The following is a 23,990-nucleotide window of genomic DNA, read 5'->3' as shown; positions in this document are numbered from 1 at the left end:
ACGGGTTCTGCTATGCCAGCCGAACCGGAGAGATGTTACACCGTTGGGCGCTACCAGCCGCGCTGCCGGTGCACTGATGCAAGATTTCACGCCCCTTTATGTCGATATCGACCTGCCCGAAGGTGTCTTGTTGCGCGATGACGCAGCGCAGGCCAGCGTCGTGGACGCCTGTCACCCCAATGATGCGCAGGCAATCTGGTACCACGCCCATGCCCCCGCCATGACCTTCAATGCGCAAAAGGCGATGACCCAATGGGCCGCCGAGAACGGCCTTGGCACGCCCGCGCGCCCTGTCGATCCGAATGACGACAATGCCACGCTGCTGGAGGGCGGCGGGGTGGCATTCACGCGCGGGGTGAATTGCGGCTTTGTCGTTGATGCGGCACTGGTCGAGCAGGACTGCTTTTGCCTTGCCATCCGTGTCACTTCGCCCGACGCAGAGGCGCGTAGCCTCCTGACGGTGAACCCCGACGCCAGCGACAACTACCTGTTTCTCAGCGAAAGCGAGGGCCGGCTGACCTGGCGGGATGATGCGGGTATGGTTGAGGTTTCCATCCCCGCACCGGGTAAGGACTATTGGGTGCTGGCAGGTTTTGACAAAGGGCAGTTGCACCTGGCCGCCGCACCGGTCGGGGATGCCTTTCCGACCCCGCAGAAGAGCACCCGACCAAGCGCTGAACTGGCGGCAGAGTTGAACGGTGTGGCTGATCTGTTCATCGGCTGCCGGTCCCACCGCAAGGGGATCCTCAAGACCTTGGGCACATCGGTGGTGCATGACGTGCTGATCTGGCTTGATCACGGTGCCAGCACGCCCGCCGCCCTTGAACAGGTCGCGCGCGCTTGCCGCTATGCTGAAGCGCCCCGAAACACAGGGGAACGCCCATGAGCTTTACCAGAACCGACACCGCTGGCGGCAATATCTGTGTCATCTGGATCGATGACATGATCGATATTTTCACGTGGCGAACGGCCTTCGGGCTGCAGATCAGCACGCCCAATATCGACCGCTTCATGTCCGAGGGGACGCGGTTTTCCAATGCCTATGCCACCGTGCCGCTTTGTGCGCCGTGCCGGGCGGAACTGGCGACAGGGCTGTCACCGTTTCGCACGGGGCTGGTCGATCTCAACCGGTTTTGGCGCGATATCTTGCCGCCAACGGCGGGCTGGCAATACGATTTGCGCCGCAACGGGTTCCGGACGTTCACGACGGGCAAGGTCGACAGCAACTACAAACCCATGCCCCATGAATATGCGCGTATCCTCTTTCATGAACAGCCTGAGGCAAAGGATGCGGGGCGGCGATCCAAGGTCAAGAAATACCTCGACAAGGGGCCGGGGATCGCGGGCGTGAACCATCCCGATGACGATGGCAGCCAGGATGACCGCTTCTACGACAATAGGGTGGCGCAGAACGCCATCGACTATCTGGATCGGGCCGACCCTGCGCGGCGGCACCTGATCCAGCTGGGCTTCAAGCACCCGCATTACAACCTGCAATGCCCCGACCGCTTCTATCAGCAGTATGATCCCGACCAGATTGTCTGGCCCAATTCTGCCGCGCCGGAGGATTACTTTGGCCCGCAGGAGGGCATGGCCGTCTACGAGGCCGCCTATATCGCCAACGGTCCCTGGACCCCGGAGAAGGCGGGCGATCATGCGTGGCGACAGGTTGTACGCGCCTATTTCGCGGCCATCAGCCATGTGGATGCGGAAATCGGTCGCTTTATGGACGCCTTGCGCGGTTCGGACCTGGCGCAAAATACCACCGTCCTGTTGCTGTCAGACAATGGGTTCAACCTTGGCACCCACGACAGTTTCCACAAGATGAGCCAGTGGGACAGCGCCGCCCATGTGCCGCTGGGGATCTGGCACGCAGGCATGACGCAGGGCCGCGTGGTCGAGATGCCCGTATCGCTGCATAATGTGCCCAAGACGATCATGGAGTTGGCAGGGCTGCCATACCGCCCCGACTGGACCTCGGGCCAAAGCCTGCTGCCGCTGATCGATGACAGTTTCGGATCGTATGACCATAGCAAGTCTCCTGTGACGAGCGTTTTCGGCACGCTCTCCGTGCGCGCCGCCGATCCGGATCTGAGCCAATACCGCTACTTCCGCTACCCCAACGGCGAAGAGCATATCTATGATCTGGTCGCCGACCCCGGCGAGACGACAAATATCGTGGAAACGGCCCCGCTCGACGTGTTGCGCCGCACTATGGTGGATAATGCGCTCGACCTCGGGCTTGACCTGCGCGGGTTCGAGAACCCGCAGCGCGGGGTCAATGCGATGATGGCGCTGGACGGCTCTGTGGTGCTGGCGGGGGGCACGGCGGATAATGATTATTGGGCCTATGGGGCCAATGCCGAAAAGATTTCGGAAGATGAAGACGGCGGCAATGACACGTTGTGGTATATGGCGGGCCCAGATGACTATGTGCTGCATATGCCCGCCTATATCGAGAATATCCGCATCGCCACCGTCGTCGCCCGGGAAGAGCAAGACCCCTCGAAGGGCAAGCCCATTGCGGTTGTGGCGCATCCCGATACCCCGATGAACTTCGAAACCTCCGAAAGGGTCGCGGTGAATGTCCAAGGAAGCCGCGGGGCCGATGTGATGATCGGTGCAAAATACGCGGGCGCGACCTTCTATGGCGGTGCCGGCGACGACATGTTGATCGCCAAATCAGGGCGCGGCAAGGATGTGCACCTGTTCTACGGCGGCGCGGGCAATGACACGCTGATCGGCGGCAATGGGCGCGACATCCTCGACGGGGGCGCGGGCAACGACGTGATCCGTGGCGGGGCAGGGCGCAGCAAGATCTACGGCGGGCCGGGCAATGACGATATTTCCGACGGCGAAGGCGGGTCCGAAATCCACACCGGCCCCGGCCGTAATCGTGTGAAATCCGCAGGCGGGGATGATACGATCTATATCGGCAGCGGGCACAACACGATTGAACCCGGCAAAGGGCGTGCGACCTTCCACGTGGCTTATGGCGGCGTGACGACACTTACCGGATGGGAGGACGACTATACGCTCGACCTATCCGACTGGCCGGCCGCCCCGACCATCACAATCGACGAAGGCCGTGGTGCGGAACTGAGGCTCGGCGTCGCCGTCGTGCGGATCAACGCCGCCGTCAGCGCCAGTCAATTACAGTCGCAAATCCAGCAAAGCCGATGAAAGCGCTGTCGCCCACCGAAAGCCCGGGGCGGCAGCGGATGTCTTAGACGCTGCGCAGGCCCAGAATGTCGCGCGCCTGCTGCCAGGTCGCCACGGGGCGTTCGTATTTCTCGCATAGATCCGCCGCGCGTTTGATCAGCGCCGCGTTGGATGGGGCGAGCGTGTTACGGTCCAGACGCACGTTGTCTTCCAGGCCGGCGCGCGTGTGACCGCCCGCCGCAATCGCCCATTCGTTCACGACGATCTGGTTCGGCCCGATCCCTGCGGCACACCACGCGGCCTCGGGCGCGCGGGCTTTCAACTGCGCGACGTAGAAGTCAAAAACCTCTTTATCCGCGGGCATGGCGTTTTTCACCCCCATGACGAATTGCACATAAAGTCGCCCGAACAGCTTGCCGTCCTTGTGGTGCTGGATCGCCTGCAGGATGTGGCTCAGATCGAAGGCTTCGATCTCGGGCACAACCTCATGGGCGCGCATTTCGGACGCCAGCCAATCCACCAGATCCGGCGGGTTCTCGTAGACGCGGGTGGGAAAGTTGTTCGACCCCACCGACAGCGAGGCCATATCGGGCCGCAGTGACAGCATGCCGCCGCGCGCCTTGCCTGCACCTGACCGCCCGCCGGTCGAGAACTGGATGATCATCCCGGGGCAGTGTTTCTCCAGCCCCTCTTTCAACCGCGCAAATTTCTCTGGGTCAGAGGAGGGCGTCTCGTCATCATTGCGCACATGGGCGTGGCAGATGCTCGCCCCGGCTTCAAAGGCTTCATGCGTGCTTTCAATCTGCTCGGTGATCGTGACGGGTACGGCGGGATTGGCGGCTTTGGTCGGTACGCTGCCGGTGATGGCAACGCAAAGAATGCATGGATCAGACATCTAGGAACACTGTTTCTTTCTCGCCCTGAAGGTAAATATCAAACCGATAGACGCCATCGGTTTCTTTCTCCGCGATCAGGGTCGCAACGCGGTTTTGATGTTCAATACGGGTCAGCAACGGGTCGGCGCCGTTATCGGCATCGGGGAAATACATACGTGTATTCAAGCCGATATTGATCCCGCGCGCGACGATCCACAAGCTGATATGCGGGGCCATCATACGCCCGTCGGGAAAGGGCACGGCACCGGGGCGGATGGTGTCGAACTGCCATTCGCCGGTGTCATAATCGCCCGCCTGGCGGCCCCATCCGGTAAAGTTCGGATCGGCGGCCCCACGGGGGTCATTGCCCGGATACAGCCCCGCCGCATCGGCCTGCCAGATCTCGACCAGCGCGTCTTTCAGCGGCGTGCCGGTGCCGTCATAGATCGTGCCCTTCACCGTGATCCGTTCGCCTTTGGTCTCGGCATTGACCATACGCGCGCCCAGATCCTCGGGGTAGACGCCGGTGATGTCGCAGAAATTCGGCACGCAGCCGATATGCACATAGGGGCCTGCGGTCTGCGACGGGCTTTCTTTCAACTGGGTCAGCTCTTGCATCAGTTCCCCTCCATCCGGTTTTCAAACATGGTGGACCGGCGGCCTCTGAGCACGATGTCGAATTTATAGGCCCGCGCATCCATTGGCACGGTATTGTCCATGTCCAACGGCGCGATCAACTGCTCTACCGCGGCGCGCGACGGGATCGTCTGCACGATGGGGCATTTCCAGATCAGCGGATCGCCCTCAAAATACATCTGCGTGATCAAGCGCTGCGCAAAACCCTGTCCGAAAACGGAAAAGTGGATATGCGCAGGGCGCCAGTCATTCACCCCATTGGGCCAGGGGTAGGCACCGGGTTTGACCGTGCGCAGGCTATAGCCGCCGTTCTCATCGGTCACCGTGCGGCCGCATCCACCAAAATTGGGGTCGAGCGGGGCCAGATAGCCCTCTTTCTTGTGGCGATAGCGCCCGCCCGCATTGGCTTGCCAGAATTCGAGCAACACACCAGGCACACCGCGCCCGTTCTGGTCGAGCACACGACCATGCACGATGATCCGCTGGCCAATCGCCATCTCGCCCTCGGCGGCGTAGTTGAGGATCAGGTCATTATCCAGCGCCCCCAGCATATTGTGGCCAAAGACCGGGCCGGTCTGCTCGCTCAGCGTGGTATTCATCGAGATCAGCGCCTTTTGCGGCGACCGCACCACCGATGTCTTATAGGCCGGTGCCAGCGCGGGCGGGTGCCAGCTCCGGTCACGGTGAAAGAACGCTCCGTTCTGATCGGTCATTCGGCGGCTTCCATTTCCTGATAGGTCTGTTTGGCGAGTTTAAGCGCATGGTTCGCCTTTGGCACCCCCGCATAAATGGCAACATGCTGGAACGCCTCGATCACATCGGATTTGCTGGCGCCGGTATTGGCGGTGGCGCGGATGTGCATGGGGATTTCCTCGAAGTTGCCGGTCGCCGCCAGCAGTGCCAGCGTCAGCATGGATCGTTCGCGGCGGCTGATCTTGTCGCTGGCCCAGACGGTGCCCCAGGCCGCTTCGGTGATCAGTCTTTGGAACGGCGCGTCCAACTCGGTCTTGGCGGCTTCGGCGCGGTCCACATGGGCATCGCCCAAAACGGCACGGCGGGTGGTCATACCGATCTCGGTTCGGTCGGCCATGTTCTTCTCCTCGGTCACGGTGGGTGTTCATTGTCGCGCTGCCGATTGGACAGGAAAAACACGCGGCGCGCAAACGCATATCCGCCCTTCCAAATGGATGAAAATCCCGGGGGAGGGGCCGCAATGCGGTGCCGGGGGCAGCGCCCCCTTAGGCCTGTCCGGCATCCCCCTGACCTTGACATCGCAGCGCTTTTTCGTCCTTTTGGCCGAAACAGCAAAAGGACGCTTCTTATGATGAAAACACGCGCCGCCGTCGCCGTTGCCGCAGGGCAACCGCTTGAAGTGATGGACGTAAATCTCGAAGGCCCCAAGCGGGGTGAAGTCCTGATCGAAATCAAGGCCACCGGCCTGTGCCACACCGATGAATTCACCCGTTCGGGCGACGACCCCGAAGGGATTTTCCCGGCCATTCTGGGCCACGAGGGCGCAGGCGTCGTGCTTGAGGTCGGCGAGGGCGTCACCACGCTCGAGGTCGGCGATCATGTGATCCCGCTTTACACGCCAGAATGCCGCGAGTGTGAATATTGCCTGTCGGGTAAAACCAACCTCTGTCAGGCGATCCGCGTGACCCAAGGCCAAGGGCTGCTGCCCGATGGCACCACGCGGTTCTCGATGATGGATGGCACGCCGATCCACCACTACATGGGCTGTTCGACCTTCGCCAATCACACGGTCATCCCTGAAATTGCCCTTGCCAAGGTCCGCAAGGACGCGCCCTTTGACAAGATCTGCTATATCGGCTGCGGTGTGACCACGGGCATCGGCGCGGTGATCAACACCGCCAAGGTAGAGATTGGCGCGCGCTGCGTGGTCTTTGGCCTGGGCGGCATCGGGCTGAACGTCATTCAGGGTCTGCGCATGGCGGGGGCCGACCAGATCGTCGGCGTCGATCTGAACGACGACAAGGAAGAGACAGGCCGCTACTTCGGCATGACCGACTTTGTGAACCCCACCAAGGTCGAGGGCGATATGGTCGCGCATCTGGTCGAGCTGACCAAAGGCGGCGCGGATTACACCTTTGATGCCACAGGCAATACCAAGGTCATGCGGCAGGCGCTTGAAGCCGCGCATAAGGGCTGGGGGGAGTCGATCATTATCGGCGTCGCACCGGCGGGGGCCGAAATCTCGACCCGTCCGTTCCAGCTGGTCACGGGCCGCGTCTGGAAAGGCACGGCGTTCGGCGGGGCCAAGGGCCGCACCGATGTGCCCAAGATCGTGGATTGGTACATGAACGGCAAGATCGAAATCGACCCGATGATCACCCACAAGCTGACGCTGGACCAGATCAACGAAGGGTTCGAATTGATGCACAAAGGTGAATCCATTCGCGCCGTCGTTGAATTCTAGGCGCGAATTCGTAAAACTTGCGACAAGCGCCGTCCTCACGGGGGCGGCGTTTTATGTTTTCTGAAACCCCTCGTGACACGATGTTTTGACGTGAGGGCACGAAGGGCTGCGGGATAGATTGGGTTTACCACCCCGATCCCGCTGGTATTTATAGAGTGAACGTCGGGAGACAAGGCATGAAACTTACAGTGAATGGCGTGACCCATGATGTGGACGTCGAGGAAGACATGCCCATGCTCTGGGTCTTGCGCGACGTTCTGGGGATCACCGGCCCGAAATACGGCTGCGGGATCGCGCAATGCGGGGCCTGCACCGTGCATATGGACGGGATCGCGGTCCGGTCGTGCCAGTTGGCCGCGGGCGATGTCGAGGGCGAGATTACCACCATCGAAGGGTTGGGCTCTCCGGCGGTGCGCCATGCGGTGCAGGAGGCCTGGATCGACCTGCAGGTCGCGCAATGCGGCTACTGCCAATCGGGGCAGATCATGCAGGCGGCCTCTTTTCTTGAGCTGAACCCCACCCCTACGGATGACCAGATTGACGCCGCGATGAGCGGGAACCTCTGTCGTTGCGGCACCTATCCCCGTATCCGCGAGGCGGTGAAATCCGCCGCGATCAAGCTCAAGGCGGTGTGATATGGGACGTGTGAAAACAATTGCCCGCCGCAGCTTCCTGATCGGCTCTGCCGCTGTTGCAGGCGGCGTCGTGTTTGGCACCTATCTTTACAAACGCGAGGGGGAGAACCCGCTGCTCGACGGGTTGAAACCCGGCGAAACCGCGATCACCCCCTACGTTAAAATCGACGCCCAAGGGATCACGCTGATCACGCCGCGCGCGGATGTGGGGCAGGGCGCGTGGTCGATGCAGGCGCATATGATCGCCGAAGAGCTCGACATTGACCCGCGCAGCGCCAAGCTGTCGCCCGGTCCGGCGGATGCGATTTACTACAACGGCGTTGTCGGGGCAGAGGCGCTGCCGATTGCGGCGACCTCTGACACGATGCTGGCACGCGGCGGGCGCGGTGCGGTCGATGTCATGGGCAAGCTGATGGGGCTGCATATCACCGGCGGCTCGTCCACCGTGCCTGATATGTATGATCGCCTGCGCATGGCCGGTGCCGTCGCACGCGAGACGCTGATCAAGGCCGCGATGAAGCAGACCGGCCTGCCGCGCGACCAACTGGGGACAGAGAACGGCTGCATCGTGCTGCCCGATGGGTTGAAGATCGAATACATCGACCTTGCCAGCATCGCCGCAGAGATCGAGCCGGTACAGGATGTCACCCTGCGTGATCCGTCGGAATGGCGTTATCTGACCAAGCCGCAGAAGCGGACCGACATCGTGGCGAAATCCACCGGTCGGCAGATCTACGGCATCGACATGCAGATGGACGGTATGGTGATCGCCACGACCCGCACCAATCCGGCGATTGGCGGCGGGCTGAACGGTTTTGACGCCGAGGCGGCACGCCAGATGCGCGGGGTCAGCGCGGTCTTGCCCATCACCGGCGGCATCGCTGTGGTGGCGGATAACACATGGCGCGCGTTTCAGGCGGCTCAGGCGGTTGAATGTGACTGGGGCCCGTCGCCCTATATCGGTGACAGCGCCGATCAGTTTGCCGCTGTGGCGGCCTCTTTCACCGACGATCACCGCGACAGCCGGTTCAAGGATGAAGGCGATGTAGAAGAGGCGTTGCAAGATGCCTCGGTCGTCGAGGCGGAATACCGCATCCCCTATCTGGCCCACGCCCCGATGGAACCGATGAGCGTCGTGGTCAAGCTGACCGAGGGGCGGCTGGATATCTGGACCGGCACGCAAATCCCCCGTTTCGTCAAGGCGAATATGGCGCGGCTGACGGGGTTGGACGGCGATGACATCCACGTGCATGTGCTGATGTCCGGTGGCAGCTTTGGCCGACGCCTTGAGGATGATTATATCGCCCAAGCGGTCGAGATCGCGATGCAGATGCCTGACACGCCGATCAAGATGATCTGGCAGCGCGAGGAAGACTTCACCCATGATTTTCCCCGCCCGCTGGCCATTGCGCGCGGGCGCGGTGCTGTGGCGGATGCCGGTATCGCGGCGTTTGATCTGTCTATCGCGGCCCCTTCGGTCGCTGAATCCTCGCTCGCAAGGTTGAACCAACCCGCCTTCGGCCCTGATGTCGCGATTGTCGCGGGGGCCTGGGACCAGCCGTTCCAGATCCCCAACTACCGCGTCACCGGCTACCGCACGCCAGCGATGGTGCCCATCAGCTCTTGGCGGTCGGTCGGGGCGTCGGGCAACGGGTTCATGCACGAAAGCTTCATGGACGAGATGTGCCACGCCGCGGGGGTCGACCCGTTGCAAGAGCGGCTGCGCCTGTGCTGGCACGACGCATCGCGCAAGGTGCTGGAGGCCGTGGGCGAGATGTCTGAGTGGGGCAGCGATCTGGGGCCGAACCGGGGGCGGGGGCTGGCCTTTACGCTGGCCTTCGGCGTGCCCGTGGCCGAGGTGGTCGAGGTCACCAATACCCCCGACGGCATCCGTATCGACAAGGTGTTTGTCGCCGCCGATGTGGGCCGCGTGCTGGACCCCGTGAACTTTGAGGCGCAGCTGCAAGGCGGTGTGATCTTTGGCCTGGGCCACGCGATGAACTGCGAGCTGACCTACCGCGACGGCGTGGCAGAGCAGGATAACTACCACGCCTACGAAGGGATGCGCCTGCACCAGACGCCTTTGATCATGGTGCGCGGGCTTGAGAATGGCGACAAGATCAGGGGCATCGGTGAACCCGCCGTCCCCCCCGCAGCACCTGCTTTGGCCAATGCGATCTTTGCCGCGACGGGGCAGCGTATCCGCGAACTGCCGCTGTCCAAGTCGATTGATTTTGTATGATCTCCCTTCGCGGGGGGATCATCGGCGGGATCATTGCGCTAGCCTACGCGGGCGGTGCTTTTGCGCAAGAAGCACCCGATCGCGCAGCGGCGCTGGCGGCGTGGGATGATATTCACACGGTCGTTTCGCATCCGCGCTGTACCAATTGCCACGTGGGCCCTGCTGGCGTGCCGCTCTGGGAGGGGTTGGGGCACGAGGAGGCTGCCGACCAAGCGCCCGTGCACGGCATGAACATCCTTGCCGATGAAAGCCGCATCGGGGCCGAGACAATGCCCTGCCGCACTTGTCACATTAGCTCCGCGTCGGAAAATACCGTCCCCCACGCGCCACCGATGATTGCGGACGCATGGCGGCTTCCCCCGATAGAGATGGCGTGGAAAGGCAAGACCAGCGCCGAGATATGCGCACAACTGCGTGACCCCGACAGCAACGGTGCCTTTACGCCCGAAGACCTGTCCGATCACCTGCGAACGTCGGCCTTTGTTGCATGGGGCTTTGACCCCGGCGCAGGGCGCGCGGCGGCCCCCGGTAGTATCCCAGAGATGCAGGAGGCGCTGGCGATCTGGGTGGCAGGCGGCACGCCCTGTGCGGGCGATCCGCACCCGTAGTCAGCCCTTGAACAGATCCGCAAAGGTTTCGCGCAGCAGGTTCTTTTGCACCTTGCCCATCGTATTGCGGGGCAGGGCATCAACCACCACCAGCTTGCGCGGACATTTGAACCGCGCCAGCGATTGCGCGACGGTCTGCGACAGCGCCTCCAGGTCCAGATCAAGGCTGCCATCGGCGACCAGCACACCAACCGGTGCCTCGCCCAGATCCCCATGAGCCACGCCGATCACGGCGCTTTCCAGCACGCCGGGTTGATCGTCTAGCACCTGTTCGACCTCTTTGGGATAGATGTTATAGCCGCCGGATATGATCAGATCCTTGCCGCGCCCGACGATCTGCACATAGCCGTCTTCGTCAATCAGCCCCAGATCACCGGTGATAAAGAACCCGTCCGCACGCAGTTCAGCGGCGGTTTTTTCGGGCATCTGCCAATAGCCTTGGAAAACATTCGGCCCGCGGACCTCGACGACGCCGATCTCTCCCTGTGGTAGGGTTTCGCCGGTATCGGGGTCGCAAATCTTGAGCTCGACCCCCGGCAGGGGCGTGCCGACAGTGCCGCCGCGCCGCGGCCCGTCATAGGGGTTCGAGGTGTTCATATTGGTTTCCGTCATCCCGTAGCGTTCCAGAATACGGTGGCCTGTGCGTTCCTCGAACTGCTTGTGCGTTTCGGCCAGCAAGGGCGCAGAGCCCGAGATGAACAGACGCATATGCGCCGTCAACCCGGCGGTGAAGTCATCAGAGCCCAGCAAACGGGTGTAGAAGGTCGGCACGCCCATCAACGCGGTGGCCTGCGGCATGAAGCGGATCAATTGATCGATGTCGAGCTTGGGCAGGAACACCATCGCGCCACCGCTGAGCAGCATGATATTGGTCGCCACGAACAGCCCGTGTGTGTGGAAAATCGGCAGCGCATGGAGCAGCACATCGGCTTTGGTGAATCGCCAGACATCAACCAGCGTTTCCGCGTTGCTCAGCAGGTTGCGCTGGCTCAGCATCGCGCCTTTTGATCGGCCCGTTGTGCCCGAGGTATAGAGGAAGGCGGCGAGATCCTCGGCCGCTCGGTCGACGGTATCGAAGGTGTCGGGCAGGGTGGCTGCCAGATCGCGCAGCGTGCCGCGGCCGGTGTTGTCCATCGTTTCTACCGCAGCACCGGCGGCGGCAGCGACCGGCGTGAGTTCGGTAACATCGGCAGGATCGCAAACCAGCAGCCGCGCGCCCGAGTTGCCGACGAAATAATCCACCTCGGACGCGGTGTAGCCGGGGTTGAGCGGCAAGAACACCAGCCCTGCCTGCACGCAAGCGGCATAAAGCGCCAGCGCATCCGGCGATTTGCCGACCTGCACCGCGACACGGTCGCCCGCTGTCAGCCCCTTGTCCGAAAACGCATTTGCATAGCGCGCGGCAGACCGGATGAATTGGTCATGGCTGATGGTGCGCCCGTCCGGCAGGATCAGGAACGGCGTGTTTTGCCCGATGTGGCGACCGAATAAAGCGTCGTAAAGCGGGTTGGGCATCGTCGTCTCCTTCTGACCTTTGGTAGCGCGGAATTTGCGCCATCGGCAGGGCCAGGTAAAGGGCGGCAAATGGCGCATTTTGATCTTTGCTGCATTTCGCGCGTGCAGACGGCCTTGACGACCCGCAGCGTATGACTTACCCCTCCTCCCGTAGCGCGGGCGTTGTGTAATGGTAAGACCTCTGCCTTCCACGCAGAAGACGCGGGTTCGATTCCCGCCGCCCGCTCCACTCCTTTCCCGACATCCTTTTGATTTTGGCTATTTGCGCTGGATCAATGCGCTTTTTTCGCAAGCGCCTTAGGGGTGCAGCCCTTGACCCCGCGCGATGTGCGGGCGATGACACGGCAGCACTCCAAAGGATATCTCATGGCACGTACCCCGACGCCCGGCCCCGGCACCGAAGAACGCGAAAAATCGCGTGAGTTGGGGGCCCTGCGCGCGCTGCTGCCGTTTCTTGCGCCCTATCGCGGGCTGATGATCGCGGCCATTCTGGCGCTGGTGCTCACGGCGATGATCTCTTTGACGCTGCCGCTGGCCGTGCGCCGCGTGATCGATAACTTCGGCACCGGCGAGGCCGAATTGCTGGACCAGTATTTCGTTGCAGCCCTGATCATCGCGGCCCTTCTGGCTGTCGGCACGGGGCTGCGCTATGCGCTGGTGACGCGCTTTGGCGAACGGGTCGTTGCCGATATCCGCAAGGCGGTGTTCGATCGCGTGATCTCGATGAGCCCGGCGTTCTACGAGAACCTGATGACCGGCGAGGTGCTGAGCCGGATCACCACGGACACCACGTTGATCCTGTCGGTGATCGGGTCGTCCGTGTCCATCGCCCTGCGCAATATGCTGATCGTGACCGGTGGGCTGGTGCTGATGCTGTTCACCTCGGCCAAGCTGACAGCGATGGTGTTGTTGATCGTACCGGCGGTAATTGTACCGATCCTTGTTCTGGGGCGGCGTTTGCGGGTGCTGAGCCGTGAAAATCAGGACTGGATCGCGGCAAGCTCGGGCAATGCGTCCGAGAGTTTGGGCGCGGTGCAGACCGTGCAGGCCTTTACCAACGAGGCCGCCAGCCAATCGCAATTCGCACAGATGACCGAAGCGTCCTATGATGCGGCGCAGCGTCGGATCAAGACCCGCGCGCTGATGACGATTATTGTGATCTTTCTGGTATTTGCCGGCGTCGTGGGCGTTTTGTGGATGGGCGCGCGGGATGTGCGTGCCGACCAGATGACCCCCGGTGCCTTGGTGCAATTCGTGATCTATGCCGTGATGGTGGCAGGCGGGGTCGCGGCGCTGTCCGAGATATGGGGTGAACTTCAACGCGCCGCCGGTGCCACGGAACGTCTGGTAGAGCTATTGCGGACCGAAGACACCGTGCAAGACCCCGCTACGGCCATCGCCTTGCCCAGTCCTGTCGCCGGTCGGATTGCCTTTGAGGACGTGCATTTCAGATACCCCGCGCGCCCTGATGTGCAGGCACTGGACGGGGTCAACCTGTCGATCAACCCCGGTGAAACGGTCGCGTTCGTCGGGCCCTCGGGTGCAGGCAAAACCACAATCATCCAGTTGATTCTGCGGTTCTATGACCCTGCCTCCGGGCGGATCACCCTTGACGGGGTCGATCTGCGCGATGTCTCGCGTGCGGCCTTCCGCCGGTCGGTCGCCTTGGTGCCGCAAGACCCGGTGATCTTCGCCGCCTCTGCCCGCGAGAATATCCGCTTTGGCCGACCCGACGCCACAGACGCCGAGATTGACGCCGCGGCCGAGGCCGCCGCCGCCCACGGGTTCATCAGCGCATTGCCCGACGGCTACGACAGCTATCTGGGCGAACGCGGGGTGATGCTGTCGGGCGGGCAAAAGCAGCGTATCGCCATCGCCCGCGCCATCCTGCGCGACGCGCCGGTGCTGCTGCTGGACGAAGCCACAAGCGCCTTGGATGCCGAAAGCGAACGCGCCGTGCAGGCCGCCGTGGATCGGTTGAGCGCGGACCGCACCACCCTGATCGTCGCGCACCGTTTGGCGACGGTGAAAAAGGCCGACCGCATTGTCGTGCTGGAAGCAGGGCGGATCGTCGATATGGGCACCCATGACGAGCTGGTCACTAAGGGGGGGCTTTATGCGCGCTTGGCGCGGCTGCAATTCACCGATGGTCTAGCGGACGTATGAAAAACCTTGTGAATTTCACGGTTAGATGGAAACAATCACACCCGAATGGATCCAGAAGGAGAACAACATGGGTTTGTGGAGTTTCGTAAAAGACGCCGGCAAGAAAGTATTTGGCGGCGGTGATGATACCGAAGTCACCGGAGCCGCGCTTCAGGATGAATTGAAAGACCTCGGGCTTGACGCCGAAGGGCTCGATATTTCTGTCGAAGGCGACAAGGTCAAGGTTTCGGGCAAGGCGGCGAGCCAAGAGATGAAAGAAAAGGTCATTCTGGCCGTGGGGAACGTCGAAGGCGTTGCCGCGGTTGAAGAAGACATGGACGGCGGCGAGGGGGACGGCACCTTCCACACCGTTGAAAAAGGCGACACGCTTTGGGCTATTGCGGCCAAGACCCTTGGCAATGGCGCGCGCTATGAAGAAATCTTTGAAGCGAATAAACCCATGCTGACCCACCCCGATAAAATCTATCCCGGTCAGATGCTGCGTATTCCTGCCAAGTAATCGCACCACACATAAGGGGTGTGCCACGCGCTTTTACCCCATAAAAGAGAGCGGCAGGCGGCGTCTGCCGCTCTTTTTCGAGCCTTCCGTTGGGTCAGTGGGCTTGAACGCAGCGTTTGAGCGCCTGCAAATGCTTGCGAAAGCTGAAATTAGCAATCATCTTTGACAACAGGGAATAACGGGATGCGGGCAAACCGCACCACTAAGGGAGGAACATAATGTCATTTGCCGGTGTAGAAGACCGTAACGCAATCGAAGCAGAAATGCCGTGGGCTGACCGCGACGTGCCTAAAACACTTTGGAGCATGTTGAGCGAAACCGCCGGAAAGTTTCCAAGCCACGACGCGATCAGCTACCAGATTTTCTCTGGGCCGAAAGATCACGCGGAAACCCTAAGCTGGTCGCAACTGCGGGGGCAGGTGGGCCGTGCGGCCAATCTGTTCCGGTCGCTGGGTGTGGGGCCGACCGATGTGGTCGCCTATGTCCTGCCAAACTGTAACGAGACGGTCATCACGCTTCTGGGCGGTGCGGTCGCAGGGATCGCAAACCCCATCAACCCGCTGCTCGAGGCAGAGCAGATCGGATCGATCCTGCGTGAAACCAATGCCAAGGTCGTTGTGACCCTGCGGCCTTTCCCCAAGACGGATGTGGCCGAGAAAACCGCCGAGGCGGTCAAGCTGGCACCGAATGTCACGACCGTGCTCGAAGTCGACCTGTGCCGCTATCTGACCGCTCCAAAGTCGTGGATCGTGCCGCTGATCCGTCCGAAGCTGAAGGTCACCAATCAGGCGACCTACAAGAACTTCAATTCCGAAATCGCCAAGCAACCGGCCGAGCTGACATTCGACGATCCGCAAGAGGATCGCGTCGCCTTCTACTTCCACACCGGCGGGACAACGGGCATGCCGAAAGTGGCGCAGCACAAGTATTCCGGCATGGTCTACAACGGCTGGCTTGGGCACACGCTGCTGTACACGGAAAACGACAACATCATGTGTCCGCTGCCGTTGTTCCACGTATTCGCCTGCCACGTGATCCTTATGGCCGCGGTGAAATCCGGTGCGCATGTGGTCTTCCCGACGCCTCAGGGCTATCGCGGGGACGGGGTGTTCGACAATTTCTGGAAACTGGTCGAGCGCTGGAAAATCACTTTCATCATCACTGTCCCTACGGCGATTTCCGCGAAGATGCAGCGCCCGATCAACGCTGATATCTCGACCGTGAAAACCGCCTTCTCCGGCTCGGCACCCTTGCCGCTGGAACTGTTCCGCCGCTTTGAAAAGGCCACCGGCATCACGCTGATCGAAGGCTATGGCCTGACAGAGGCGACCTGCCTTGTGTCGTCGAACCCGACGGACGGCGTGCGCAAGGTAGGCAGTATCGGCATCACCTTCCCCTATACGGATGTGAAGATCGTCAAAAGCACCAGCGACGGGCTGGTCGAGGCAGAGGTCGACGAGATCGGCGAGATCTGTATCTCGAACCCCGGCGTCTATGCGGGCAATACCTATACCGAAGCCGATAAGAACAAGGATCTCTACTATCAGGGCACGCACCTGCGCACAGGGGATCTGGGCCGTATCGACAGCGACAAATACCTCTGGATCACGGGCCGCGCCAAAGACCTGATCATCCGTGGCGGTCACAACATCGACCCCGCCGAGATCGAAGAGGCGCTTCTGGGTCACGAGGCGGTCGCCTTTGCCGGTGCCATCGGCCAGCCGGATGCCCACGCGGGCGAGGTGCCTTGCGCCTTTGTCGAACTGGTCGCAGGTGCGTCGATCACCGAAGCCGAACTGCTGGAGTTCTGTAAAGAGCACGTGCAGGAACGCGCGGCGCAGCCCAAGCATATGACCATCATGAGCGAGCTGCCCAAAACCGCCGTCGGTAAGATCTTCAAGCCCGACCTGCGCAAAAACGCGATCACGCGCGTCTATGACGAGACGTTGGAAGCCGCCGGTCTGCCCGCGCGTGTTGCCTCTGTCACCGATGACAAGAAACGCGGTCTGGTGGCGCAAATCGCCATGAATGGCGCAAGCGAGGCTGATGTCGGCGCATCGCTGGACGTCTTTACCTTCGGTTGGGAGGCCGCGTGATCCAACCCGACTACCGCGTTCTACTGGATGAGGAAATCTGGGCCTATATGGACCGCTCGGACAGTTTCTATCCACCGGACGCGGTGTCACTCACCATCGACCAGCAGCGCGCTGTCTATAACCGGATGTGCGCTGCTTTTCACCAACCCCACCCTGATGCAGTCCGCACATGGGACGTGGCCTTCGGTGGCGTCCCATGTCGCGTTTACGAGGCCGACACATCCGCGATCACGGTCGTCTACTATCACGGCGGCGGGTTTGTTGTTGGCGGGCTCGACAGTCATGATGATGTCTGCGCCGAGATTTGCGCCGCGACCGGCTACCGTGTGATCTCTGTCGACTACGCGCTCGCCCCCGAGGCCGTCTTTCCCGCTTGCTTCAACGACGCATGGGCCGCGTTTCAGGCGATTGCAGCCGCATATGACGGCAGGATTGTATTGGCGGGGGACAGTGCGGGCGGCAATCTTGCTGCCGCCGTCGCCCATACCGCGCGAGCATCTTTTCAGGGGCGCATAGCGGGTCAGGTGCTGATCTATCCCGGACTGGGCGGGGATCGCAGCAAGGGCAGCTATATCACCCACGCCAACGCGCCGCAGTTGACGGTTGCGGATATGGAGTTTTACCAGCAGGTGCGATCCGGTGGGGCACCGCCTGTGAACGATCCACGCTACGCCCCGCTGCACGATACCGACTTTACCGACTTGCCGCCTACGGTGATCCTGACGGTCGCCTGTGACCCGCTGTCGAGCGATGGGGAAGCCTATGCCGCCGCGATCAACGGGGCAGGCGGGCAGGCCCATTGGCACGAGGCCGCGGGCCTTGTCCACGGCTGTCTGCGCGCGCGGGTGATGTCACGCAAGGCGGCGGCATTCTTTGATCAGGTGACAGCGGCGATCGGCGCTGTCGGGGCAGGGCAGTGGCCTGCGATCAGCACGGGCTAAGAAACGGCATCATTTCAGGAAAGACTGCGCCTTCATGGTATCGGCAACCGGCGCACCCAACCGGCCAAGGATCGTCGGCGCGAGCTGTAACTGGTCGATCACCGTATCTTCGGACGGCCCTTCGGCATCGCCAAAGTAATACAGCGCGGTTTCCTGCTGCAACGCACTGCGTCCGCCGTGGTGCCCGCGCTCGTCCTGCCCGTGATCGGCTGTGACGATCACCTCATACCCCAAGGCGCGCCACTTCGGGATGAAGGGGGCCAGCATCTCGTCCATGACGGCGCAGGCGTGGTCCATTTCCTGACAGTCGTGGAAAAACCGATGCCCCATGCTGTCCAGCGTGCAGGTGTGCAGCATTCCGTAGTTCAGCCCGAACCGCAGCGCCAGATTGGTGAGAGAGCCAAACAGATCCACATCCGAAGGGGTCATCTGGTTCACCAGCCCGTAGCCGGTCATCGTGTGAAACCGCCCGTGGTTGATCGTGTCGCTCTCGGGTTCGTCGTATTCCACATCGCGCACATAGTCGAAGGGGTGGCGATTGAAGAATTGCGACCAGAAAGAATGGGCCACGGCCCCTGTCACGCCGCCCGCCGCACGGGTCTGGGCGAAGACGTCCTTGTGCTTTAGCCGGAACACATTGCCGTTGCCGGTACAGCCATGTTCAGCCGGTGCCACACCCGTGTGGATCGAGGCATAGCAGGAGGCAGAGATTGACGGCAGCACCGCACGCTGGGTCCAGACCCGCGCCTCGCCACTATCGACCCAGCCTTCCAGATTGCCGAACAGCCGACGGAAATTGCGGTAGGGCACACCGTCGAGGATGATCAAAAGCAGCTTGTTCTTCATGTCGATACCTCTTCGGCGGGCCACAGCGCTTGTATTTGTCCGATACAATACGCCGCCTTGCCCACAGGCTTAATTGCCAGCACTTTCCATTTTGCGATGTGCGATGGTTTCTTCCAGCCAGCCGATCTTCATCTCGGGGACAGAGCTCAGCAGCAGGTCGGTATAATCGTCAAAGGGCGGTGACAGCACCTGACTTTTGGGGCCATACCGCACCACTTCACCCTGATACATCACGGCGATACTGTCTGCGATGGCTTTTACCGTCGCGAGGTCATGGGTGATGAACAGATAGGCGACATCCTCGATCTTTTGCAGGTTCAACAGCAGCTTGAGGATGCCATCTGCCACCAGAGGGTCAAGCGCGCTTGTCACCTCGTCGCAGATGATCAGCTTGGGCTTGGCGGCCAGCGCACGGGCGATGCAGACACGCTGTTTCTGCCCGCCCGACAGCTCTGCCGGATAGCGGTCCTGAAACCCGTCGCCCAATTCGATCTCGTCCAGCAGTTCCTGAATACGCTTCTGCTTTGCCTTGCCTTTCAGCCCGAAATAAAACTCAAGCGGGCGGCCGATGATGGTGCCCACGGTCTGGCGCGGGTTCATCGCGGTATCGGCCATCTGGTAGATCATCTGCATCTCGCGCAGGTCTTCGATGGGGCGTTGCGCCAGGGCGGGGGCAAGCGCGCGCCCGTCAAAGGTGATCGTCCCGTCGCTTGGCGGCAGCAGGCCGGTGATCACGCGGGCCAGCGTGGATTTGCCCGAGCCGGATTCCCCCACGACAGCCAATGTCTGGCCCGGGTGAATATCGACGTTGATCTTCTTGAGCACGTCAAAATCCGTGCCGGCATAGCGGGCGGTGACGTTTTCGACCCGCAGAACAGGGGTATCGGTCGGCGCCTTTTCCTCGTGGCGGATCGACCGGACCGACACAAGCGCTTTGGTGTAGTCTTCCTTGGGCGCGTTGATGATCTGATCAACGGTGCCGTATTCGACCATATCCCCTTGTTGCAGCACCATAATATGATCGCTGACCTGTGCCACAACCGCGAGGTCATGGGTGATATAGAGCGCGGCAACGCCGGTGGCGGCGATGGCTTCTTTGATGGCGGCCAGCACGTCGATCTGCGTGGTCACATCCAGTGCCGTGGTGGGTTCGTCAAAGACCACCAGATCGGGCTGCGGACACAGTGCCAGCGCGGTCATGCAGCGCTGCAACTGCCCGCCAGACACCTGGTGGGGGTAGCGGTTGCCGATGGTTTCAGGGTCCGGCAGACCAAGCTTGCGGAACAGGTCAACTGCGCGTTCCTCGGCCTCGGCCTTGGTGAACTTGTTCTGATAGATCGCGGCTTCGGTCACCTGATCCATGATCTTTTTCGCGGGGTTGAAAGACGCCGCCGCGGATTGCGAGACATAGGTCACCTCGGCGCCGCGCAGGCGGCGCACGGCGCGCAGACGCTCCTTGAGGATGTCGCGCCCGTTGACCCAAACCTCGCCGCCGGTGATCTCTACCCCGCCGCGGCCATAGGCCATAGCGGCCAGCCCGATGGTGGATTTGCCCGCGCCGGATTCCCCGATCAGCCCCAGCACCTTGCCGGGTTGCAGATCAAAGTCGACGCCGTGCACGATCTTGATATCAATCGGCTTTTCGCCGGGCGGATAGGCGGTCGCGCCGATTTTCAGGCCGCGTACCTTGAGAAGTGGCTCGGTCATCCGCGGCCCCCTTTCAGCGATGTGGTGCGGTTCAAAATCCAGTCCGCAACAAGGTTGATAGAGATGCAAAGCGTGGCGATGGCATAGGCAGGGTAGAGCGCCGCCTGAATACCATAGTTGATGCCTTCCTTGTTCTCTTTCACGATACCGCCCCAGTCGGCTTGAGGGGGCTGCACGCCCAGACCCAGAAACGACAGCGTCGACACAAAGAGTACCGCAAAGATAAACCGCAGGCCCATCTCGGCGATCAGCGGCGACAGCGCGTTCGGCAGGGTTTCACGGAAGATGATCCAGCCGATCTTCTCGCCGCGCAGGCGGGCGGCCTCGACATAGTCCATCACGGTGATGTCCACGGCCACAGCGCGCGCCAGACGGTAGACACGGGTGCTGTCCAGCAGACCCATCAGGATAATCAGGATCGGCACGGTGGTCGGCATCACCGACAGCACGACAAGCGCAAAGATCAGCGACGGGATCGACATGATCAGATCGACAAAGCGCGAAATGGCTTGGTCGACCCAACCGCCCGAGACGGCTGCGAAGAAGCCCAGAATGGACCCCAGCGTAAAGCTGAGGATGGTGGCTGCAGTGGCGATAAAGATCGTGGTGCGCCCACCATAGATCATACGCGACAGCAGATCGCGCCCGATGCTGTCGGTGCCCAGCAGGAACTCCGACGACGAAGGCTCCCACACGTCACCGACGATTTCAGCCATGCCATAGGGGGCGAGCCAGGGGGCAAAGACGGCCATGATGAAATAGACGCTGGTAAAGAACAGGCCGATCATGGCGGAGATTGGAATGTTTTTCATGGGTTCGCTCCCAAACAAATGAATGGGTCAACGTCAGGTGGCGATACGGGCATGCGGCAGGGGGTCGCATTGGTGCGACGCTGAACTGCGGCCCCGTGCGTCGCGCATTGCCTCGGGGGGAGATGCGCGGCGCTCATTTGGGATGCCTCAGGCGCGGGTTGGCAAGGATCGACACGATGTCGGCCACAAGGTTCAACCCGATATAAACGGCGGCAAAGATCAGACCGCAGGCTTGCACCACGGGCACGTCGCGTTTGCTGACGTGATCGACCAGATATTGCCCCATGCCGGGATAGGCAAAGACGACCTCTACCACCACGACGCCGACGACCAGATAGGCGAGGTTCAGCATCACCACATTGACGATCGGGGCGATGGCGTTGGGGAAGGCGTGCTTGCGGATAATCTTCAGCATGCCCAAGCCCTTAAGCTCGGCTGTTTCGATATAGGCCGATTGCATCACGTTCAGGATCGCGGCGCGGGTCATGCGCATCATATGCGCCAATACGACCAGCGTCAGCACCATCACCGGAATGGCAATCGCGTTCAGCTTGGCCCCGAGGCTCATGCTGTCGTTGATGATCGCCACCGACGGAAACAGCCGCCATTTGATCGCCACCCAATAGATCAGCACATAGCCGATCATGAATTCCGGGATAGAGATCGTGGTCAGCGTGACGGCCGAAATGAGCTTGTCCGGCCAGCGGTCCTTGTAGCGCACGGCCAGCAGGCCGAGAAAGATCGCCAGCGGCACAGAGATTGCAGCAGCCCAGAAGGCAAGGAAAAGCGTGTTCTTCAGACGCCCGCCAAGGCTTTCTGCGATGTCGCGGCCATTGGTCAGCGCGGTGCCCAAGTCTCCTTGAAGCACGCCGCCCAGCCAGGCGAAATAGCGGGTCATGGCGGGATCGTTCATGCCAAGCTCTCGGCGCAGGTTCGCAAGCGCTTCGGGCGTGGCGGATTGACCTAGGATGGATTGTGCCACGTCGCCGGGCAAAATCGAGGTGCCTACGAAGATCAGAATCGACGCGGCAAAGAGGAGAAGAAGGCCCAACGCTAAGCGTTGGGCGATCAGTTTGACGATGGGATGCATAAGCTGGGTTTACCTTATGCGTCTTTGACCCAGCATTTGATCCCGGCTTTGTTGTTGGACAGTTCCGCGTTGGGATCTTCGACCCAGCCGCCGACATTGTTGGCGACACCATCCACAAAGTCGTTGAACATCGGCAGGATCAGCCCGCCTTCGTCGCGGATCATCTGACCCATCTTGGAGTAGGTCTCTTTGCGCTTGGCCTCGTCCAGTTCGGCGCGGGCCGACAGCAGCATCTCGTCGAACTCGGGGCGCTTCCAGCGGGTGTCGTTCCAGTCCGCGGTCGACAGATAGGCGGTCGAATACATCTGGTCCTGCACCGGACGGCCACCCCAGTAAGAGGCGCAGAACGGCTGTTTGTTCCAGACCTCGGACCAGTAGCCATCGTTCGGCTCGCGTTTGATCTCAAGCGGGATACCGGCGGCTTTGGCGGATTCCTGGAACAGCGATGCCGCATCGACCGCACCGGGGAAGGCACCGTCTGCAACGCGCAGGATGATCGGGCTGCCATCATGACCGGAGGCGGCGTAATGCTCTTTCGCCTTCTCGATGGAATGTTCACGCTGCGGGATCGATTCATCGAACAGCGGATAAGAGGCGTTGATCGGCATGTCGTTCCCGATGGTGCCGTAGCCGCGCAGGATCTTGTCGACCATTTCCTCGCGGTTGATCGCATATTTCAGCGCCAGACGCAGGTCGTTGTTGTCGAACGGTGCGGTGTCGACATGGGCGATAAACACATAGTGGCCCCGACCGGCAACGGATTTCACCGTCAGGTTGGGCGCGCGGTCCAGCAGGGCGGCAACCTTGGGATCAACGCGGTTGATCATGTTGACCTGACCCGACTGCAGCGCCGCGGTCCGTGCAGTGGCATCGTTCAGCACCAGCACTTCGTTGTAATCGGTGTGGCCGCGGTTGTCGGCGTCCCAGTAGTTTTCGTTGCGCTTGAAGCCGTGGCGCACGCCGGGCTCGTCGACTTCCAGTGTGTAAGGGCCGGTGCCGATGCCCGCGCCGGGGTTGTCCATGCCGCCATCGGGCTGGATCATCAGGTGGTAGTCGGCCAGCAGGTAGGGAAGGTCAGCGTTGCCGACGCCCAGTTCAACGATGAAGTTGTCGCCATCGACCTTCATGTTCTCGATACCGCGCATGATGCCCAAGGCACCGGATTGGCTGTTCTCATCCGAATGGCGCTGCATGGTTTTCAGCACGTCTTCGGGTGTCATTTCCTTGCCGTTGTGGAACTGGATGCCCTTGCGGATTTTGAACGCCCAGGTTTTCGCATCGGCCGAGGCCTCGTAGCTTTCGGCCATGCGGTTTTCGATTTCCCCGTTGGGATCGACCTCGACAAGGCTTTCGTACAGGTGGCGCAGGTTGTTCAGCGGCACTTCGGAGGCGGTCAGCGCAGGATCAAGCGTGTTGGTGGATTCACCGCCCGACGACCCGATTTTCAGTGTGCCACCGCGAATCGGTGCTTCGTGGGCTGCAGCCTGCGCGTGGTTCGCCAGCATCGAGTTGGCGACGGCGGCTGTCACGCCCAAAGCAGCGGCACGCCCGACGAATTCGCGGCGTGTCATAGTGCCCTTGGCCACTTGGCCGGTCATATGTTTCAGTTGATCATCCATGATGAGAACTCCCTGTTTTAGGTGATACTTCCACGCATTGGTGCGCAGGTTTTTTTATTGACTGGTGGCACAACGTTAAGCATTTCGGCCCGTGTCGCAAGTGG

Annotated in this window: 20 protein-coding genes and 1 tRNA gene; 11 read left to right on the top strand and 10 right to left on the bottom strand. The window is 61.3% G+C overall.

Annotation, left to right across the window (positions count from 1 at the left end; translation table 11 throughout):
• Nucleotides 1-886 (top strand): hypothetical protein (locus B3849_RS03615; RefSeq protein ID WP_286779823.1); only part of this gene is annotated, 886 nt, incomplete at its 5' end.
• Nucleotides 883-3,183: a sulfatase-like hydrolase/transferase gene (locus B3849_RS03610; protein WP_278425199.1), complete on the top strand. Its 2,301-nt coding sequence runs from the start codon at nucleotides 883-885 to the stop codon at nucleotides 3,181-3,183. The genes B3849_RS03615 and B3849_RS03610, both read left to right, overlap by 4 nt.
• Before the next feature lie 43 nt (nucleotides 3,184-3,226).
• On the opposite strand, the gene B3849_RS03605 is transcribed toward B3849_RS03610, so the two are convergent.
• The 4 genes from B3849_RS03605 to pcaC are packed head-to-tail and all read right to left on the bottom strand — an operon-like array spanning nucleotide 3,227 to nucleotide 5,763.
• The gene (locus B3849_RS03605) at nucleotides 3,227-4,057 is read right to left on the bottom strand and encodes a 3-keto-5-aminohexanoate cleavage protein (protein ID WP_005852216.1); all 831 of its coding nucleotides are present in this window, start codon (nucleotides 4,055-4,057) and stop codon (nucleotides 3,227-3,229) included.
• Entirely contained in the window at nucleotides 4,050-4,655 is a 606-nt protein-coding gene (gene pcaG, locus B3849_RS03600) for a protocatechuate 3,4-dioxygenase subunit alpha (RefSeq protein ID WP_278425202.1), read from the bottom strand. Before pcaG ends, B3849_RS03605 begins: the two co-directional genes overlap by 8 nt.
• Entirely contained in the window at nucleotides 4,655-5,386 is a 732-nt protein-coding gene (gene pcaH, locus B3849_RS03595; protein ID WP_037943727.1) for a protocatechuate 3,4-dioxygenase subunit beta, read from the bottom strand. The genes pcaG and pcaH overlap by 1 nt, the downstream gene beginning before the upstream one ends.
• Complete coding sequence (gene pcaC / locus B3849_RS03590; protein WP_278425204.1) at nucleotides 5,383-5,763, bottom strand: 4-carboxymuconolactone decarboxylase; 381 nt, start codon at nucleotides 5,761-5,763, stop codon at nucleotides 5,383-5,385. Before pcaC ends, pcaH begins: the two co-directional genes overlap by 4 nt.
• Nucleotides 5,764-5,997: 234 nt before the next feature.
• On the opposite strand from pcaC, the gene B3849_RS03585 reads away from it, so the two are divergent.
• The 4 genes from B3849_RS03585 (at nucleotide 5,998) to B3849_RS03570 (ending at nucleotide 10,595) form a co-directional block, all read left to right on the top strand.
• Nucleotides 5,998-7,110, top strand: a complete 1,113-nt coding sequence (locus tag B3849_RS03585) for an S-(hydroxymethyl)glutathione dehydrogenase/class III alcohol dehydrogenase (RefSeq protein ID WP_005852224.1) — start codon at nucleotides 5,998-6,000, stop codon at nucleotides 7,108-7,110.
• Nucleotides 7,111-7,286: 176 nt separating this feature from the next.
• Nucleotides 7,287-7,745 carry a (2Fe-2S)-binding protein gene (locus B3849_RS03580; RefSeq protein WP_005852225.1) on the top strand — a complete coding sequence of 153 codons (459 nt, stop codon included), beginning with the start codon at nucleotides 7,287-7,289 and terminating at the stop codon, nucleotides 7,743-7,745.
• Nucleotide 7,746: 1 nt separating this feature from the next.
• Nucleotides 7,747-9,987, top strand: coding sequence for a xanthine dehydrogenase family protein molybdopterin-binding subunit (locus tag B3849_RS03575; RefSeq protein ID WP_286779822.1), 2,241 nt, complete (start codon nucleotides 7,747-7,749; stop codon nucleotides 9,985-9,987).
• On the top strand, nucleotides 9,984-10,595 hold the full coding sequence (locus B3849_RS03570; RefSeq protein WP_278425209.1) for a hypothetical protein: 612 nt from the start codon (nucleotides 9,984-9,986) through the stop codon (nucleotides 10,593-10,595). Before B3849_RS03575 ends, B3849_RS03570 begins: the two co-directional genes overlap by 4 nt.
• On the opposite strand, the gene B3849_RS03565 is transcribed toward B3849_RS03570, so the two are convergent.
• Nucleotides 10,596-12,110, bottom strand: a complete 1,515-nt coding sequence (locus B3849_RS03565) for a malonate--CoA ligase (protein WP_278425210.1) — start codon at nucleotides 12,108-12,110, stop codon at nucleotides 10,596-10,598. It abuts the gene before it with no gap.
• Nucleotides 12,111-12,265: 155 nt separating this feature from the next.
• Between B3849_RS03565 and B3849_RS03560 the strand changes: the two genes are divergently transcribed.
• The 5 genes from B3849_RS03560 to B3849_RS03540 all read left to right on the top strand — a co-directional run bounded on the left by B3849_RS03560 (nucleotide 12,266) and on the right by B3849_RS03540 (nucleotide 17,812).
• Nucleotides 12,266-12,339, top strand: a tRNA-Gly gene (locus B3849_RS03560).
• Nucleotides 12,340-12,476: 137 nt separating this feature from the next.
• Complete coding sequence (locus tag B3849_RS03555) at nucleotides 12,477-14,276, top strand: ABC transporter transmembrane domain-containing protein (RefSeq protein ID WP_278425212.1); 1,800 nt, start codon at nucleotides 12,477-12,479, stop codon at nucleotides 14,274-14,276.
• A gap of 25 nt (nucleotides 14,277-14,301) precedes the next feature.
• Complete coding sequence (gene lysM, locus B3849_RS03550; RefSeq protein WP_005852234.1) at nucleotides 14,302-14,775, top strand: peptidoglycan-binding protein LysM; 474 nt, start codon at nucleotides 14,302-14,304, stop codon at nucleotides 14,773-14,775.
• 218 nt (nucleotides 14,776-14,993) lie between these two features.
• Nucleotides 14,994-16,871: an acyl-CoA synthetase gene (locus B3849_RS03545; protein WP_009826457.1), complete on the top strand. Its 1,878-nt coding sequence runs from the start codon at nucleotides 14,994-14,996 to the stop codon at nucleotides 16,869-16,871.
• Complete coding sequence (locus tag B3849_RS03540; protein ID WP_278425213.1) at nucleotides 16,868-17,812, top strand: alpha/beta hydrolase; 945 nt, start codon at nucleotides 16,868-16,870, stop codon at nucleotides 17,810-17,812. The genes B3849_RS03545 and B3849_RS03540 overlap by 4 nt, the downstream gene beginning before the upstream one ends.
• A 9-nt stretch (nucleotides 17,813-17,821) precedes the next feature.
• On the opposite strand, the gene B3849_RS03535 is transcribed toward B3849_RS03540, so the two are convergent.
• The 5 genes from B3849_RS03535 to B3849_RS03515 all read right to left on the bottom strand — a co-directional run bounded on the left by B3849_RS03535 (nucleotide 17,822) and on the right by B3849_RS03515 (nucleotide 23,886).
• Entirely contained in the window at nucleotides 17,822-18,658 is an 837-nt protein-coding gene (locus B3849_RS03535) for an alkaline phosphatase family protein (RefSeq protein WP_005852240.1), read from the bottom strand.
• A 69-nt stretch (nucleotides 18,659-18,727) separates the two neighbouring features.
• Nucleotides 18,728-20,365, bottom strand: coding sequence for an ABC transporter ATP-binding protein (locus tag B3849_RS03530; protein WP_278425217.1), 1,638 nt, complete (start codon nucleotides 20,363-20,365; stop codon nucleotides 18,728-18,730).
• A complete protein-coding gene (locus tag B3849_RS03525; protein ID WP_009826461.1) occupies nucleotides 20,362-21,177 on the bottom strand; it encodes an ABC transporter permease in 816 nt (271 codons plus the stop codon). Before B3849_RS03525 ends, B3849_RS03530 begins: the two co-directional genes overlap by 4 nt.
• 133 nt (nucleotides 21,178-21,310) lie before the next feature.
• On the bottom strand, nucleotides 21,311-22,267 hold the full coding sequence (locus B3849_RS03520; protein ID WP_005852247.1) for an ABC transporter permease: 957 nt from the start codon (nucleotides 22,265-22,267) through the stop codon (nucleotides 21,311-21,313).
• A 14-nt stretch (nucleotides 22,268-22,281) separates the two neighbouring features.
• On the bottom strand, nucleotides 22,282-23,886 hold the full coding sequence (locus B3849_RS03515; protein WP_005852249.1) for an ABC transporter substrate-binding protein: 1,605 nt from the start codon (nucleotides 23,884-23,886) through the stop codon (nucleotides 22,282-22,284).
• Between the last annotated feature and the right edge of the window lie 104 nt (nucleotides 23,887-23,990).

Source organism: Sulfitobacter sp. UBA4523 (assembly GCF_002388305.1).
Lineage (GTDB): Bacteria > Pseudomonadota > Alphaproteobacteria > Rhodobacterales > Rhodobacteraceae > Sulfitobacter > Sulfitobacter pontiacus.
Note: the sequence above shows the minus strand (reverse complement) of the source record. Positions and strands in the feature narration are given on the sequence as shown.

Coding starts and splice junctions, on each gene's coding strand:
- B3849_RS03520 (WP_005852247.1), bottom strand. CDS start 22,267: ATGCATCCCATCGTCAAACTGATCGCCCAACGCTTAGCGTTGGGCCTT.
- B3849_RS03545 (WP_009826457.1), top strand. CDS start 14,994: ATGTCATTTGCCGGTGTAGAAGACCGTAACGCAATCGAAGCAGAAATG.
- B3849_RS03575 (WP_286779822.1), top strand. CDS start 7,747: ATGGGACGTGTGAAAACAATTGCCCGCCGCAGCTTCCTGATCGGCTCT.
- B3849_RS03515 (WP_005852249.1), bottom strand. CDS start 23,886: ATGGATGATCAACTGAAACATATGACCGGCCAAGTGGCCAAGGGCACT.
- B3849_RS03525 (WP_009826461.1), bottom strand. CDS start 21,177: ATGAAAAACATTCCAATCTCCGCCATGATCGGCCTGTTCTTTACCAGC.
- pcaC (WP_278425204.1), bottom strand. CDS start 5,763: ATGGCCGACCGAACCGAGATCGGTATGACCACCCGCCGTGCCGTTTTG.
- lysM (WP_005852234.1), top strand. CDS start 14,302: ATGGAAACAATCACACCCGAATGGATCCAGAAGGAGAACAACATGGGT.
- B3849_RS03555 (WP_278425212.1), top strand. CDS start 12,477: ATGGCACGTACCCCGACGCCCGGCCCCGGCACCGAAGAACGCGAAAAA.
- B3849_RS03570 (WP_278425209.1), top strand. CDS start 9,984: ATGATCTCCCTTCGCGGGGGGATCATCGGCGGGATCATTGCGCTAGCC.
- pcaH (WP_037943727.1), bottom strand. CDS start 5,386: ATGACCGATCAGAACGGAGCGTTCTTTCACCGTGACCGGAGCTGGCAC.
- B3849_RS03585 (WP_005852224.1), top strand. CDS start 5,998: ATGAAAACACGCGCCGCCGTCGCCGTTGCCGCAGGGCAACCGCTTGAA.
- B3849_RS03580 (WP_005852225.1), top strand. CDS start 7,287: ATGAAACTTACAGTGAATGGCGTGACCCATGATGTGGACGTCGAGGAA.
- B3849_RS03610 (WP_278425199.1), top strand. CDS start 883: ATGAGCTTTACCAGAACCGACACCGCTGGCGGCAATATCTGTGTCATC.
- B3849_RS03535 (WP_005852240.1), bottom strand. CDS start 18,658: ATGAAGAACAAGCTGCTTTTGATCATCCTCGACGGTGTGCCCTACCGC.
- B3849_RS03530 (WP_278425217.1), bottom strand. CDS start 20,365: ATGACCGAGCCACTTCTCAAGGTACGCGGCCTGAAAATCGGCGCGACC.
- B3849_RS03565 (WP_278425210.1), bottom strand. CDS start 12,110: ATGCCCAACCCGCTTTACGACGCTTTATTCGGTCGCCACATCGGGCAA.
- pcaG (WP_278425202.1), bottom strand. CDS start 4,655: ATGCAAGAGCTGACCCAGTTGAAAGAAAGCCCGTCGCAGACCGCAGGC.
- B3849_RS03605 (WP_005852216.1), bottom strand. CDS start 4,057: ATGTCTGATCCATGCATTCTTTGCGTTGCCATCACCGGCAGCGTACCG.